The organism is Rubinisphaera italica (assembly GCF_007859715.1).
GTDB classification, from domain to species: Bacteria; Planctomycetota; Planctomycetia; order Planctomycetales; family Planctomycetaceae; genus Rubinisphaera; species Rubinisphaera italica.
Genome location: NZ_SJPG01000001.1, coordinates 6,282,624 through 6,296,290 on the forward strand (window position 1 = coordinate 6,282,624; position 13,667 = coordinate 6,296,290).

17 protein-coding genes are annotated in these 13,667 nt (G+C 41.0%); 2 read left to right on the plus strand and 15 right to left on the minus strand.

The annotated features are described in order from the left end of the window. Nucleotides 1-54 precede the first annotated feature (54 nt). From Pan54_RS24015 to Pan54_RS24035, 5 genes are all read right to left on the minus strand, one after another. Nucleotides 55-1,269: a phage major capsid protein gene (locus Pan54_RS24015; RefSeq protein WP_146505971.1), complete on the minus strand. Its 1,215-nt coding sequence runs from the start codon at nucleotides 1,267-1,269 to the stop codon at nucleotides 55-57. A 159-nt stretch (nucleotides 1,270-1,428) separates the two neighbouring features. Further along, a complete protein-coding gene (locus Pan54_RS24020) occupies nucleotides 1,429-2,079 on the minus strand; it encodes an HK97 family phage prohead protease (RefSeq protein ID WP_146505972.1) in 651 nt (216 codons plus the stop codon). Further along, entirely contained in the window at nucleotides 2,072-3,646 is a 1,575-nt protein-coding gene (locus Pan54_RS24025; RefSeq protein ID WP_146505973.1) for a phage portal protein, read from the minus strand. Before Pan54_RS24025 ends, Pan54_RS24020 begins: the two co-directional genes overlap by 8 nt. Before the next feature lie 17 nt (nucleotides 3,647-3,663). After that, on the minus strand, nucleotides 3,664-5,190 hold the full coding sequence (locus Pan54_RS24030) for a terminase large subunit (RefSeq protein ID WP_146505974.1): 1,527 nt from the start codon (nucleotides 5,188-5,190) through the stop codon (nucleotides 3,664-3,666). Between the two features lie 20 nt (nucleotides 5,191-5,210). Further along, nucleotides 5,211-5,831 (minus strand): hypothetical protein, encoded by a 621-nt coding sequence (locus tag Pan54_RS24035; protein ID WP_146505975.1) that lies wholly within the window; start codon nucleotides 5,829-5,831, stop codon nucleotides 5,211-5,213. Nucleotides 5,832-6,022: 191 nt separating this feature from the next. Between Pan54_RS24035 and Pan54_RS24040 the strand changes: the two genes are divergently transcribed. Beyond that, nucleotides 6,023-6,667, plus strand: a complete 645-nt coding sequence (locus Pan54_RS24040) for a hypothetical protein (RefSeq protein WP_146505976.1) — start codon at nucleotides 6,023-6,025, stop codon at nucleotides 6,665-6,667. Nucleotides 6,668-6,829: 162 nt separating this feature from the next. Here the strand turns inward: Pan54_RS24040 and Pan54_RS26895 are convergent, their stop codons facing one another. The 6 genes from Pan54_RS26895 to Pan54_RS24070 form a co-directional block, all read right to left on the minus strand. Then, on the minus strand, nucleotides 6,830-7,237 hold the full coding sequence (locus Pan54_RS26895) for a phage terminase small subunit P27 family (protein ID WP_146505977.1): 408 nt from the start codon (nucleotides 7,235-7,237) through the stop codon (nucleotides 6,830-6,832). After that, nucleotides 7,234-8,127: a DNA cytosine methyltransferase gene (locus Pan54_RS24050; RefSeq protein ID WP_146505978.1), complete on the minus strand. Its 894-nt coding sequence runs from the start codon at nucleotides 8,125-8,127 to the stop codon at nucleotides 7,234-7,236. The genes Pan54_RS26895 and Pan54_RS24050 overlap by 4 nt, the downstream gene beginning before the upstream one ends. A 52-nt stretch (nucleotides 8,128-8,179) precedes the next feature. Next, nucleotides 8,180-9,223 carry a hypothetical protein gene (locus tag Pan54_RS24055; protein ID WP_146505979.1) on the minus strand — a complete coding sequence of 348 codons (1,044 nt, stop codon included), beginning with the start codon at nucleotides 9,221-9,223 and terminating at the stop codon, nucleotides 8,180-8,182. Then, the gene (locus tag Pan54_RS24060; protein WP_146505980.1) at nucleotides 9,223-9,912 is read right to left on the minus strand and encodes a hypothetical protein; all 690 of its coding nucleotides are present in this window, start codon (nucleotides 9,910-9,912) and stop codon (nucleotides 9,223-9,225) included. Before Pan54_RS24060 ends, Pan54_RS24055 begins: the two co-directional genes overlap by 1 nt. A 249-nt stretch (nucleotides 9,913-10,161) precedes the next feature. Next, nucleotides 10,162-10,566 carry an HNH endonuclease gene (locus Pan54_RS24065; protein ID WP_146505981.1) on the minus strand — a complete coding sequence of 135 codons (405 nt, stop codon included), beginning with the start codon at nucleotides 10,564-10,566 and terminating at the stop codon, nucleotides 10,162-10,164. Continuing rightward, nucleotides 10,566-10,988 (minus strand): phage tail fiber protein, encoded by a 423-nt coding sequence (locus Pan54_RS24070; RefSeq protein WP_146505982.1) that lies wholly within the window; start codon nucleotides 10,986-10,988, stop codon nucleotides 10,566-10,568. Before Pan54_RS24070 ends, Pan54_RS24065 begins: the two co-directional genes overlap by 1 nt. Before the next feature lie 62 nt (nucleotides 10,989-11,050). Here Pan54_RS24070 and Pan54_RS24075 point away from each other — a divergent pair, with 62 nt between their 5' ends. Continuing rightward, nucleotides 11,051-11,830, plus strand: a complete 780-nt coding sequence (locus Pan54_RS24075) for a hypothetical protein (RefSeq protein WP_146505983.1) — start codon at nucleotides 11,051-11,053, stop codon at nucleotides 11,828-11,830. A gap of 75 nt (nucleotides 11,831-11,905) precedes the next feature. On the opposite strand, the gene Pan54_RS24080 is transcribed toward Pan54_RS24075, so the two are convergent. The 4 genes from Pan54_RS24080 to Pan54_RS24095 are packed head-to-tail and all read right to left on the minus strand — an operon-like array spanning nucleotide 11,906 to nucleotide 13,512. Beyond that, nucleotides 11,906-12,409: a super-infection exclusion protein B gene (locus tag Pan54_RS24080; RefSeq protein WP_146505984.1), complete on the minus strand. Its 504-nt coding sequence runs from the start codon at nucleotides 12,407-12,409 to the stop codon at nucleotides 11,906-11,908. A 3-nt stretch (nucleotides 12,410-12,412) separates the two neighbouring features. After that, complete coding sequence (locus Pan54_RS24085) at nucleotides 12,413-12,709, minus strand: hypothetical protein (protein WP_146505985.1); 297 nt, start codon at nucleotides 12,707-12,709, stop codon at nucleotides 12,413-12,415. A gap of 3 nt (nucleotides 12,710-12,712) precedes the next feature. Then, nucleotides 12,713-13,009 carry a hypothetical protein gene (locus Pan54_RS24090; protein ID WP_146505986.1) on the minus strand — a complete coding sequence of 99 codons (297 nt, stop codon included), beginning with the start codon at nucleotides 13,007-13,009 and terminating at the stop codon, nucleotides 12,713-12,715. 35 nt (nucleotides 13,010-13,044) lie between these two features. Continuing rightward, nucleotides 13,045-13,512 (minus strand): hypothetical protein, encoded by a 468-nt coding sequence (locus Pan54_RS24095; RefSeq protein ID WP_146505987.1) that lies wholly within the window; start codon nucleotides 13,510-13,512, stop codon nucleotides 13,045-13,047. Nucleotides 13,513-13,667: the final 155 nt, after the last annotated feature.

The following is a 13,667-nucleotide window of genomic DNA, read 5'->3' on the forward strand; positions in this document are numbered from 1 at the left end:
AGCCTGCACTCTATATGTAGAGTACAGACTGTTATTTGTATCAACTCAAGTTGATTAAGCTGGTTGACCCGAGTAAGTGGAATGTGCGTATTTGTGAATTGCTTCAGTATTAGTCAAGTTGCCATCGGCACGCTCGAAAATTATGTATCCATATTGCAATTTCTTCATGTATGCACTGTCGTCAAATCGCTTCATTTCTGGTCCTCTGACACGACGAATCACATAATGTGAAAAATCACCGAAGAGAATATCAACGTCTGCGAGATCGTCATTCACAACGTAGCGATGACCATCAATTTCTGGTGGATTTTCTCCAAATCCCGGTTGCCACAAAGGTCTTCCAGTTGTATCTGTCAATTTTTTGATGCCTGAAAGCATCGTGGAGTTCATCATATAGATAGAATTTTTCCCACGATATCGTTTTTTAACACCATACTTCAAACTGACAAGGTCTGCATATTTAGTACCACTCGCACTGGATGCCAAGATTCCAGAGTCAGTACATTTAGTCTTGACTCCTCCGGGTTGATTGGTGCCAGTCCCAGTTGTGAAATAACTGTTTTCAATGTCTGCGACTCGATGTGCAAGAGCTTCTCCAAGCCATTCTTGGATTGGAAATGCAGCATCTTCAACCAAGTGAATTGAAACAGGAACCACTTTTGAATCGAATACATAAGCTTTCAAAATGACTTCGCCTGTTGCAGGATCAGCTTCTTCATTAGCTGTTGAGCCTTCGTTTAGTAACTCGCCTGTATTGCTGGAATCGTCCAATACTGGTACAGGAATATCCCGACCATTTTCGGTCGTTATGATACGACAACCAGCTTCTTCCATAGAGGACAACTCACTCATTTTGCTGACATAGAAATCGGCAAATGATTCAGGTACGAACTCAGCACCTTCAGTGCTGGTGCCTTTAGACAATGCACGCACTTCAACTTCATTCAAAGCACTTTTGCCATATCGCAACCACTTATCAAAAGCACGTGATTCAATATCTTTATCAACTGGAGTTGATACTTTGTCTTCTCGCCCGATTCGTTGCTCGATAGATTTCTCAGCTTCGGCTTGTCGCTCAAGGACTTTGATTTTTTCAATCTTTTCTTCAGCAGATTTATAATTTCGCTCAAGCAATTGATTATCTTCAGCGGTTAATTCTTCGCCTGCCGCTTCTCGTGTGGTAAGCACTTTACCAGCTTCGACAATATCGTTATTTGCTGATTCTCTTAATTCTTTGATTTTGATCCAACTCATAAATAGTTGCTCCATAAATAGATTTCTGATTGTGTCTGCAACAATCAGTGAGCAACGGCTTTGCTTGTTGGCAGCTACTGTATCTATTCACGAGCAGTTACAAAATTTGTAACAGAAGTAAAAAAAGCCCTCTGTCATGCACAAGACAGAGGGCTTTCCAGTTCTTCCTTCTTTTTACATGCTCAATTTCAATTTCAGCAAATCGAGTTGCTTCCTCTTCAATTCAATTTCATAAGAGTTATTTGGTTCTGGTTTTCGCTCTTCAATTGCGTCTAAATTCGCTTCAACTGCGTCTTGATCTGCATATCTTTTAGCAGCTTCGATTGCATCTGGAGCTATACGAACCGCAATTTCAGAAGCTTTATATGCAGGCTGAAAAACTGGAGAAACTTCAACCAAATCCAAATCAATCAATTCCCGAACCACTTGACCCCCTTCATTATCCCACTCATCCTCTGTGACAAAAAAACCAAAAGAGAAGCCATTGAGATCACCAGAACGGATTGTTTCTTGTACATCTTTGCTCCAGCTTGCATTGTTGGGAGTGATTTCAATATCAAGACCGTTATCAGTCTCAGTCAACAGTAGTGTACCAGTTGAAGTTCTTGCCAATGGTTTATCTGTTGAGTGATTAAATAAAGCTCTAATGTCTCGACCTTCAACGAGCGAACGCTTGAAAGCACCTTTTCGGATTCGTTCCTTGAATCCCCCGAGGTTGACTGACAATGAATCAAAAGGAATCTGACCTCTGATTTTGGGCTTATTTTCTTCTTCAAATAATCTGACTTCTGCCTCAATGAAACGTTGTTCAAGTTGCTTATCCATTTATAATATCCTCCGCTGTATCTGCTGATTTATATTGCTGCCACTCGCTAATCAATGTGGCTCGATCATTTGATTGCATCAATTCCAAAAATTGTAATTTGCAATATTGCTGTGCTTCGTTCTCAAGATCGTCAGATCTGTTGATTGATTGCAGGACTGGTTCCAACACTGCCTTTGTTGTTTCAAAATGTTTGCTATAAAAATCTTCGCTCCAAGCTCTGAACTCATCATCAGGCAAATCCGCTTTTCGTTGAATCGCTTTTATTTCTTTGGTGACAAGGCGTTGAATTGCTGATGCAATCAATGGATTGATATCTACTCCTGCTGACTCTTTGTCTTCTACTACTTCAGAGTCAACAGGTGTAGAATCTACGTCCTCAACTGGTGACATATTGAGCGGGAATAGGTGACGATCGCCACCCTCAACTGGTGCCATGTTGCGGTGTTTTCGCACCTCATTGATTGAGTACCAACCATGCGTCAAGCCTGTTGCATGTGACGCATCTTGAGCTTGACTGTCACCACGCAACATCGATGCAATATCAAATTCTGCATAGTGGTCATCTTTTTCAACTTCTAAAAACAGCTTGCGATTCAATTCAGCCTCAAATTTGACAATATGAGGTCTGATTGTGTTGCGATAAAATGAAATGCTTTGTTGCTCAACAGATGCAAGTGGCGAACCTTCATTGATGCCGATCATGTGGGGCGGAACCCTGAAAAGACGAGCAATATCAAGTGAAGATAATTTCAATCGCTCAATCAATTGAGCGTCCTCTGCACTCAAATTAAGCACATGAGCTTTGGCTCCGCCATGTAGCAACATAATATTGTGAGCGTTATCGGTTCCTGCATGACGATCTTTATAGGCGTCGATGATCAATTGCTGTTGGTCTGGAGTTAAATTTTGCGGATATTCCAGAGCAAAATTTGTAACCGTGCCTTGCTTGAAAAATCGTCCTGCAAACTTTTCAGCACCTAGAGCAATTCCCAATGGACGAGAGCACGAATGAATTCGGCTTATCCCACTGACTCCATCGTATGAGTAATCAACAACTGACAATACCTGATTTTGTTCAAGGTCAATTTTCTGGTTTCCTACTGTTGCACAATATTTCAGATTTCCATTTATTCTGACTGGTTTGCAATTCAGAATTGGATAAATGGCTTTTGGTCGCACACCACCATCGAACTCGATGTAGTCATATGATGCACCATCGAGCAATAATCGACGGAATACCGATTCAATCCATTGGACTGATGACATATCCTCATTCGGAATCGAGTGCAGCACTCGATATAAAGGATGCTGTTTCGCACGCTCACGAGCATCATCAGTATTTTTGTAGACATGCAAAGAAAGACTGCCAATTGTTTCAGCGATCACATCCACGCAAGCTCTCAGAGCAATCAAACTCGTTGCAGTCTCACGATTGACGATTTCACCAGTATCATCGTATGAGCCAGAACCACCACCAAAGATAATGCGATCATAATCAACAGCACGTTGTTCTGCTGGTGCTGGTGTCGTTACATTACTCTTACTGAACCAATCAAATATTCCCATGCCTTATATATGGGAGATTAAAAGAAAATCGGCACACTAAATTCTGGCTCAGTATCTTGTTCAAATCCCTCAGTTTCCAAAATCATCTGAGTACCAAGTGCAATCAACAAAGCTGTTGCACCATCAATCTTCTCACTTCGATTCCGCAATTTATTGCTCGGGCGAATGTCGCCATAGCTATTTTCTTCAGCAATTACGTTGCTCATGCAATAGGTTAATACTGGATTGTTCTCGATTTGTAATGATTGATCGAGTAGCAACTTTTCAAACCTTCTCATTGGTGGCGACATCCTGAGAAATGACTGTGTATACCAAGCAACAGGGATTCCCTCACTTTCAAGTTGGCTCCCAAGCTGAAAGAAATGAGCTTTATCAGCCGCCAATTGAACAACATTAAGTTGCTTGGAAATCTCAATAATATCATCTTTAATGACATCAAAATTGGTGGAATTTCCACATGTTGCTTTGATAAATCCCCTTTCAGCCCAGATATCATAAGGCACACCTTCAAATTTTGATCGTTCAAAGATGCTCTGATCACTGCACCACAACCATGATTTGAATCGATAGATGCCATCAACCTTGGCACAAGCCACAACTGCTGATAAATCGTGGACAGGAGCCACATCAGCCCCCAGAACAACGGGGATATCATCTGGGAATTCAATACGATCAACCAGAGTTGACTGGTACAGAGGCAAATTGCACCATGCCTGATTGTTAGAAAATGGCATGTTCAAAAAGTAGGTTTTAAAAGATCGCTCACGAGAGGGAATCTTTTTGGCGAACTCGAATTCTTCTCTGTAGTACGCAAAATCGATCCAATCTCCCAATGCAGGGCAGGCTTTTTTCCAGACCTTTTCATCTGTCCAATCGTCTTCAACATCAGCATAATGCAAAAAGGTTTTGTAATATTTGTTCTCAATTATGCCTTTTTGAACGTCGCAGGCATACTTGAATTCATCTGCACAGATTGAATTCTGATCTGTTGTTTGAGTCGATATCGAGATAACGAATCGTTCTTTTCTCGCACCTGAACCAGTGGTTAAAGCCTCATATGTCTCTTGATGTTTTTTGGTTGTCCACGCATGGAGTTCATCGAGAATTACAAGATTGGGACTCAATGAATGGATTGATTTGCCTCCAGAACCAACACAGATCAACTCACTGCCCGTCAGTTTGCATGTGATCTTTCCCTTACTTGGCAGGATGGTGACGTTCTTTAGCAAGTATTCATCTTGCTCAATGATTGTTTTGACATACCGATAGAGCGTTTTTATTTGATGTTCAGCACTTGCTGCACAAACAATTTGCCAGTGAGATTTTGTAAATAAAAAGACAATTGACAGAGCAGCACAAAGCCAAGTCTTAGCGTGCTTTCGGGGAAGCAGTAAGAAAGCTTTTTTCGTATCCTTGGCAAAGATGCCACGAATGATCTTTTTTTGCCACGGACGTAACTTGCATGGTTCGCCGTAGTAGTCATCCACGAGCTTGAGACGCTCGATGAATTCAATTGCTCGTGTTGCTTCGTTGATTTTCCCCATACGTTATGTATGGGAGACAATTACAAATTCTCTAATCGATCATCAATATACTCTTCTTCGAACTGCTCGTCTTGTTTTTGATCATCAATATCGTCAGCAGGATACTTTGCTTCTGGCAAATTCAGGAACTGTGGAATAACACGAACGAATTCACGAGCTTTATTGCCTACCGATGTTGGCACTACAGAATTTATAATTTGGTCTGCACTTCTGATTTCATTCGGGTGTTTCGATGCTACCTCAGCACCAATCTGTAATAACTGATTCATTGTATATTCTGGTAATGGCTTACGCCGTTCTGGTTGAGAATAATTCGGGGAATGAGGTCTATTCCAAAACTTTTGCATTCCAATACTTAATTCCAAGCTCTCAATTGAACGCTCATCAAACCAACCATGTTCAATGTGGAATAACCGCTGCAAATTTTGTAATTCTTCTGCACGCTTTTTCGTGATGTGGCTGATTCCCCGTGAAGCGATTCTCCGCAACCATTGGTAATTAGATTCACTCCACCTCAGTTTATCAGAAATGTATTTAAGAGAAGCTGTTTTCTGATCGTCTTCAAATTCAAGCAATTCAAAATACTTCTTGCCAAGCTTGAAATTATTTTTGAAGAGTGTTTTTCGTTCTGTGGGATCCATTTTCACTCCTAATTATGCACACCCATTTGTGACGTATCAGCGTCATTGTGCATATTATCGTGATTCAATGCCAGTTATAAGCCCATATTGTGCATTTATGGGGCTTGCTAGTGGACCCTGATTTAGAGCCATAACGAGTCGCAAACGTCAAGCGACTCAACCAAAAATGGCTCTACTGAAAGAGGTTCAACATGTCTAATTTTTTAACCGCTGAACAGAAAAAAAAAGCTCGTAAACAAGAGAAAATCATTGACAACAAGTTGTCAGGATATGTCGCAATTGGCTTGGCTCTGGTCAAGATTCAAGATGATAAGTTGTATGAAGGGAAATTCGTCGAGTATGCAACAGCAAGATTTGATATGAAATGGAATGAAGTTTATCGATACATGAGAGCAGCAATTGCTGCTAAGAATCTTGTTGATGCTGGTTTGGCTTTGCCTCGAAATATTGGTGTTGCTCATCGAGTCCATGAATTGGGGAAAGACGATCCTGCTGAGCAAATTGAGTTGTGGAAATCTGCTCTTGAGATTTCTAAAAAACCAACAATTGCAATTCTGAATGATCTTGTTCAGGAATCTGAAGTTGAAGAAATTGAGGAACCACATAAGCCTGTTGAATTAAAAACAGAAAGTTCTGAAGGAAAGATTGTAGGTGGAGTCGGTCGGATAATTGGAACATCAAAGACTTTTGATACCAAAACTTTCAAATTGCTGACAGTTTGTAAGACGCTACAAGAATTTGTTGATTCAAGCGATGTTCTCCCGCCTTCATTTATGCAAGAGCTTGAACAGATTGAAACTTTGTGTAAGAAGCTTCGAAGCAAAATAGCTGCCTAGTGTCTACTGCTGTTGACTTCTCTTAGGGGGTGGGTTCGCTCACCCCCTTCTTTCTCCACCCACATAAGGAATTACCCATATGACTGTTTACAAAATTTGTAAAAATACTTTGCATCATGGCTGTGGCTGTTGAAAGGCTAACATCTTTGTCATTGTAACAGTCTACTTGGGTGGAGCTATTATCCCGCTCCACCCATTGCTGTTGTCTCCCTCTTGTTTTTTAACCTTCAATTTATTTCTGTCTGCAGGTGACATTCCCAACATGCTCGACAATTTGACAATCTGATCCTGATGCTTATTGCGAGAGGTATACCACGGAGCAACTGAGGGTGTTCCATTTGAGGTCGTAAAGAATTCGCCATCATCTCGGCACTTCTGGTCTGATGCACGAAATAAAGATACAGAACTGCAATACAATTCTAACAACCTCTCATCGGCATCTGTGAGCAGGTTTAAATCGTTCAAGAGCGAACATACCAGCTTCCACTCTTCAACTGCTGTTGAGTCATTCTTGAGCGACTCAGGAACTGCTGGTATTGCCTTTTTATTTGTTGTTGGTTTCTTCTTCATATTAGCCTCCCTGCGATCTCAGCAACAATTGGTGGCACAACTGCATTTCCAAATAAACGATAGTTCTCTTTTCTGTTGCTGTGCAGCTTATACCACTGCGGAAATCCCTGAATTCTTGCCACCTCACGAGATGTCAGATATCGCATCTCAGGATAGATTACTTTTCTTCCGTAAGTCGCACCAAAACAAGAAGCAGCGAGTGTTGGTGATGGTTCATTGCTCCTGATTAAGTAATCATCTTGATGAAGTTTGCCCTGATCATTCACAACGGGAATTCTGCCTGTGGTTTTTTCAATTGAATCTGGCAAGCGATAGCACCGATGGAAATGATGATCTGTTACATTCTTTTGAAGTATGTGTTTGATTGTTCGTCTCGGTTTGCCATTACCATCTGGAATCTCGATTTGTTTTGGACCTGCCAAGATGAAAACCCGCTCTCTCAATTGTGGCACACCAAAATTAATCGAGTTACAAACTTTGTAACTTACTTTATATCCTCTTTTTTTAATTTCATCGAGGATCGTTTCAAAGGTTTTGCCATCATCGATGTGAAGTAAGTTCTTCACATTCTCCAGCAATAACCAGCGTGGCTTGTTACTGTCAACCAATCTGAGAATCTGAAAAATCAGTTGTCCCCGTGGATCGTCAAAACCTTTCTGTCTTCCTGCCGATGAGAAAGATTGACATGGAAAACCACCACAAAGCAGATCGAGCTTGGGCAACTCTACAATTTTTGTAACATCACTGTGCAAAGTATGAGCGGGGAAATTCAATGCATATTGAGAGCGTGCGATTGGTTCATTTTCGGCTGCAAAATGACAGTTTCCAAGGTCTTTCAAGCCGACACTAAAGCCGCCAAGTCCTGCAAATAAATCAATGTAATCTAACATACATTAGGTATGCAGACGAAGTTGAATTTACTTAGTCAACTGATGTTGACTGTTAGACCTTAGCCAATGTCAATGTTGTCGGTCTCAAGCCAGCAGGTATATCAGTGGGGTCGTAACCCCAAAATGCATCGGTTGAGAGTGTGAATACAGTCGAACCCCACCAGCTTATTCCTGTTGAATAATCAGAAAAATAATAAAAGTATCGTGGACTACAAAACGAACCAATCGAGCCACCGACACCGACTCTGATGATATGACCCGCTGATGCGTATCCGACTGGTTCTAAAATTATTGTCGATAATTCTTCATCTGGTGTCTTGCAACTGCCTTCCACCCAATAGTAGGTATTGTTGATATTATCACAAGCTGCCGCTGTGAATTCTGGAATCGTATTGTATAAAGGACCAAAGTCACCGTTGCGACAAAAGCAATCAGGATTGGTATTGCTAGTCAGCACAAGTGGACCAGCAGCAACTGTCTCGTCAATGTCGCCCCCTTTAACGGTATAGCTGCTAGGCATTTTGTAGAACCAATCGGGCAATCCAGATGTTGCATCTGCGTGCAATGAACCACTGCAAAACTTATCAGTGCCGTCAAAAAATACAGAACCAAATTGCAAAGTGCCACCATTGCCGATAGGTGTCTGACTGATTCTGATCGATCCATTTGCAACCCCCACATATCCAGTGAAAAAAGGACTACAAGCAGTTTGAGAGACAAGCTTAATGTCAATCGATCCTGCTTCTGTTGGGTGGGAAATTGTCCCCAAGTATCGACCAAATCCATCGTGCAAAAGCTGCCCCATATGAGGACCATATGACAAGTTGTCATGGTTCCATCCCATCGAAGTTCCACCGCTCCAAGTCTCGTTGAAGCTGCCAGTTGTTGTCAGCCATACATCGTAACCAACGGGAACTGACTTGTTGCCAGTTGGTGTGCAATACGTGTCAACGTCATCAATCGGTAAGCAAGACATTTGAACTGAATAGCCGTTCAAGCCTGCTGGCTTTGCTGGTGGGAAATCTAAGCCTGTGATGTAATCGTAATCTGATTGATGACCTTCTAAGAGTTGTCGATAACATGCACTGCCATACATTATGCACACCCCAATACAATCACTTCCCACAAGGTGCCACCAATCACATTCTCAGATTCCACACCACCAATCGCTGTGCAATAGACTCCACTGGAAGCAGGGAAACTCCCACGAGTCATGACGTATATTTCTTCGCCTGTTGAGTGCCAGCCATCTGCAACGGAATATTCCCAAACCGCCATTGTTGCTGACGATCCCGAAGCACTGCCAAGAGCACTTGTCAGATAACCTCTCTTCAACTGGATTTCAACTGCTGGTGGTCTCCAGTATGTGACAATCTCGTTTCCGACTTTCCAACCAAGAATGTATTCACCAACTGGAATATACTCATTACAAATATTGTAAATAAAAACCACATTTGAATCGTCTTCTTTGATCTCTTCATCTGTGATTGTCGCCGCCTCTTCAACAGCATCATCAAATTCAATCGTTGCAGAAACCGCCGTAAAGATTTGCAAATGGTCAGCTTCCTCAACGTAGCTCGAATCATAAATACAAGTTTTGTAAAGCTTAGCTTTTCCACCAAGAGAACCAGATAGGGAAAGCAATACACCAGCACTTGACCGACTCAATTGAAGCGGAGCAGAAACGCTCAAGCCCTCAAATCGCTTGGCTTCACGCCGTATCGCCTCCAAATCCTTAGCGGTTAATGGCTCGCCTTTTTGAAATGGATCTGACCTGACTTGCATCTGACTCCTTATTGTGTGAATCTGTTTCAATTGGTGGGGACAATAATTGACCCCAGAGGTTTAAAATTAGGCGAAAAAAAAAGACGTACTGGGGATGGGACACCCAGTCCTCTCACCCTGCAAATTTTACCCCGCCCTACCCCCTAGCCCACTCCTGTTGACCTGTCTTCCCAGTCAACCCCAGTGGGCTAGATGTGTGGTGTCGATTCATACTTGCTTCGATCTCTTGTCTTTCGCCTGTGAGTGAATTTATTCATTGCCTTCCTTTTCTTCTTCTGTATCTACGATCCTTAATCCTGTTTCAGGATCAATCTTCACATCTTCAAATTTCCTAATTCGTCTGATCTCATTTTCAACCAACTGATGGCACGAATCACAAAGACTCTCAAGGTTATCGAGATCAAAAGCTTTCTCGATATCTTCTTCAATGCTTATGATATGGTGAACCTGTCTTGCAGGTTGTCCTGCTCTGCCAGCATTCGTGCAGCGATTGCACAAAGGATAAGATCGCAATTGGATTAAGCGAACCTTTTTCCAACGTGCCGACTTATACAGCTTTTGTCTTTGTTGTTGATCAACAGGACGTTCTTTAACTGGCTTCCTGATTACAATTTTTGTAATTCGTTTGTGCTCGAAATTAAGACCTTTCGCCATTAGTCCAATGAGACCTGCAATGCGTTGATGTCGAATTCCAAAACGTCATTGGTTTCGATTGTTTTTGAACTGGTCAACTCAGCATAAGCAATCACATTGCCGTTAGTTGATGCAGTGCATATTGCAGCATGCGTGATGGTTCCCCAGTCAGCGGTCGCTTTCGGAAAGCTGATTTTGGCATTGTTTCTGACGTAACCAACTCCATCGGGATCAGTCCAATTACTATCAGATGGATCAAGTTGCTGACGAGCATACGAGCCGCCAGAGACCTCGGTGCCAGTCGATGTTGTGAAGTTGCCTGTGCTGGCTTCATCTGGCGTTGCGGTAAGCAATGCAATCCATAATTCGGATGGCTTTGAAAATGCAGCGGAACGGAATAAACCGTTCAGGATGTTTTCTTCGGTTGTGTTTGAGAAAGACATAATGTAATACCTCAGTAAAAGTTAATTAACTGAGGTATTTATCCACGTGAGGAGCTAAATCTGTGAAAGAAATTACATTGTCAAAACCAGTGCTTCTCTTTCAGTACTTGAATAAAATTAGTTTATCAAAAGATCTAAATAACAGATCAGAGTCATTGTTAGTCGGTCAATTGATTCGTGACTCGGAAGATTTGTGTAATGAATGTGGATTTGAATCCACTTTGCACCACATTGCTTCGGCAAGAGATGTGAAAGAAAATGGCTTGATCGATATGGAACTAAGACTAATTCGCTTGAAATCTCACATATCTGCTGCAATTAGTATGATGTCAAGGGAATTGGAAGTCTCCAAGGTAGGGTTACTTGATGACAGTGTCGTTTCTCCTCGTTTTTCAAGTCTTAAAGAGAGTTTGTCAGAATCAGGTAAACTGTTTCACGAAGAGACCATAAAGTGTGCAAGAATTGGAGCTTACCGGGCATGTCTAATTAACGCTTGGACGTTATGTATGGACTCGATTCAATCATGGATCATCGATGATGATTCCAGATTAAGTTCATTCAATGAAGAGCTACTCAAAAGCAAACGCAACGATAAAAGCATTTATAGTGAAGTGAAGACAAAAGAGGATTTCTGGGAAGCAAAAAAATCACCGGGTGAGCGAACCGTTCTTGATTGCATCCAGCATAAAATTGGAGAAAAAATATACCGACGAATATTGACTGCCCTTGATGAACGAAACACATATGCTCATGCGAATTCAGCAGAGCTTGAACGTGATAAAGTAACTGGATACATCTCGTCCATTGTGGATATCATAGATGCAATTCAAAAACGAATATGAATGGGACAACAGAGTACGTTATATCTGCGTATGGCAAAATCTTGAATGTGGGTTGAGAGAAAGAGGTTTGAAGACTTATGCCTGAATCTCACTACTCCTCAAATATCGATCTGGTTTGTTTCGTATAAATACCCACACTCTATTATCAACGACATACGGTTTTCCAAAAGTCGAATCAGATGAAACTTGTTCTAGTACTCCTTTGTGTACCAATGAAGCAATTCCGGGCTTGTTTGCTGGCCAATTCAAAGTGGTTTCATTTTTGTTGACATGCTGCATCAGAATTAATTTCTCATCCTGATTTAGTCCATCAAGCATTGACTTCATGAGTTCCTTTTCTTTGTAAAGATCGTAGATATATGCTATGAATGAAGCACCCAAAATAAATAGTTCAATGACCCATACGATGAAGAAAAATACTGCTGCCAATCCAATCCATTTACCATATTCATCTCTGATTTCTTCAATTTTCAATTGAGACGGTAATGGAACCAGCAGAACAACAAGTGATGTAAAAAATAAGGAGAAGGAATATCGTGGACGGACTGCCAATTTAGCCAACTCTACCCAATCAGGCATAAATCAGTTCCCTTCTATTAGAACTTCTACAACTTTAACGACTTGCTCTGCCTTGATTTTTAGGTCTAAAAAGGAAGCATCTCCCTGTCCCAATTTTTGCCCATGCGTGCCACTAATCATGGCTGGGAAGTTATCTTTGTAATCTGGAAATTCAGCAGAAACCTGACTTATGATCTTATTGTAATCACATGCTAAAGACCAACTTATTTTTCCGCTTCGATTTCGTTCATTCTCGTTTTCAATTGTCGAAATAATTGCTTGAAGTCGCCCTCTCAATAATTGAGCTTTTTTATTATCCACGTTTTATTTTCCTGACTCAAATTCTGAGATTATGGCAATTAGCTGGTCTAAATATATTTCAAGGTCAATATATTTTATATCTGCCTTCTTCATATGCGACATGGGCATAGTAGACGTTATTTTCTTAGGTACAATATTTTTAATGTCGGGAACTTCTAAAACTAATTGATCAATTATTCCATTGAAATCTTCCGCTATTGCCAATGAAATATGAGTCTGTTTTGAATCTGGCGATAACTTTCCCAGTGTTTTTTTAGTGGATTCAATTTTGGTTTTAAGTAGCTTTATGTTTTTTGTCATATGAAATATCCTGTCGTCTATCTATGTAAATTGTATTACTTGCCCCTGAACTTTGTAATTGTCGGACTCGGCACAACGAAACCATTTTTATCAAGTTGATAATATTGCTGACCTTCATCTTTAATTAGCCTGCATTGAATAATGTTAAATATTTTCGGGGAATCAAAGGAAAGCCACGACTCATTACCATGTCTATTGCCTAGCAGATATGTTTTTAAACCTGTCATCTCGTTTCCTAGGTGAAATGCTTCTCCCAAGTCTCCATTACTCAATTCTGAGTTAATCTTGTCCAATGCATTGTCGTCAAATTCAAGCGGAAAAATGATTTCTGGCAACCACCATTCACCATCGACCTGCTGTAACGTGAAATGCAATAATCGATGACCACAAGGCATACGCCATTCAAAATAATCACCTGCTGAATCGCCTTGAGATATTTTCAATCCCAAAGTCTTTTCAATTTTTACAATCAATCGCTTTTTTGACGTTCGTGTCATCCACATTAAATTATTCCTGATATCCAATCACCACAAATCTATTTTGATTCAGAGAGTGTACCGAACAACAGTAGGCGAAGAAAGCGGATACATCGTTACAAAATTTGTAATCTGCCCTTGCAACTAAAACCTGAACAAGAAGCGGTTTCATCCTTAGAAAT

Bases quoted from the DNA above. Each gene is read 5' to 3' on its own strand.
- Pan54_RS24030 (WP_146505974.1), bottom strand. From the start codon at position 5,190: ATGGGGAAAATCAACGAAGCAACACGAGCAATTGAATTCATCGAGCGT.
- Pan54_RS24025 (WP_146505973.1), bottom strand. From the start codon at position 3,646: ATGGGAATATTTGATTGGTTCAGTAAGAGTAATGTAACGACACCAGCA.
- Pan54_RS24020 (WP_146505972.1), bottom strand. From the start codon at position 2,079: ATGGATAAGCAACTTGAACAACGTTTCATTGAGGCAGAAGTCAGATTA.
- Pan54_RS24055 (WP_146505979.1), bottom strand. From the start codon at position 9,223: ATGTATGGCAGTGCATGTTATCGACAACTCTTAGAAGGTCATCAATCA.
- Pan54_RS24095 (WP_146505987.1), bottom strand. From the start codon at position 13,512: ATGTGGATGACACGAACGTCAAAAAAGCGATTGATTGTAAAAATTGAA.
- Pan54_RS24015 (WP_146505971.1), bottom strand. From the start codon at position 1,269: ATGGAGCAACTATTTATGAGTTGGATCAAAATCAAAGAATTAAGAGAA.
- Pan54_RS24080 (WP_146505984.1), bottom strand. From the start codon at position 12,409: ATGCCTGATTGGGTAGAGTTGGCTAAATTGGCAGTCCGTCCACGATAT.
- Pan54_RS24070 (WP_146505982.1), bottom strand. From the start codon at position 10,988: ATGTCTTTCTCAAACACAACCGAAGAAAACATCCTGAACGGTTTATTC.
- Pan54_RS24065 (WP_146505981.1), bottom strand. From the start codon at position 10,566: ATGGCGAAAGGTCTTAATTTCGAGCACAAACGAATTACAAAAATTGTA.
- Pan54_RS24035 (WP_146505975.1), bottom strand. From the start codon at position 5,831: ATGGATCCCACAGAACGAAAAACACTCTTCAAAAATAATTTCAAGCTT.
- Pan54_RS26895 (WP_146505977.1), bottom strand. From the start codon at position 7,237: ATGAAGAAGAAACCAACAACAAATAAAAAGGCAATACCAGCAGTTCCT.
- Pan54_RS24090 (WP_146505986.1), bottom strand. From the start codon at position 13,009: ATGACAAAAAACATAAAGCTACTTAAAACCAAAATTGAATCCACTAAA.
- Pan54_RS24050 (WP_146505978.1), bottom strand. From the start codon at position 8,127: ATGTTAGATTACATTGATTTATTTGCAGGACTTGGCGGCTTTAGTGTC.
- Pan54_RS24040 (WP_146505976.1), top strand. From the start codon at position 6,023: ATGTCTAATTTTTTAACCGCTGAACAGAAAAAAAAAGCTCGTAAACAA.
- Pan54_RS24060 (WP_146505980.1), bottom strand. From the start codon at position 9,912: ATGCAAGTCAGGTCAGATCCATTTCAAAAAGGCGAGCCATTAACCGCT.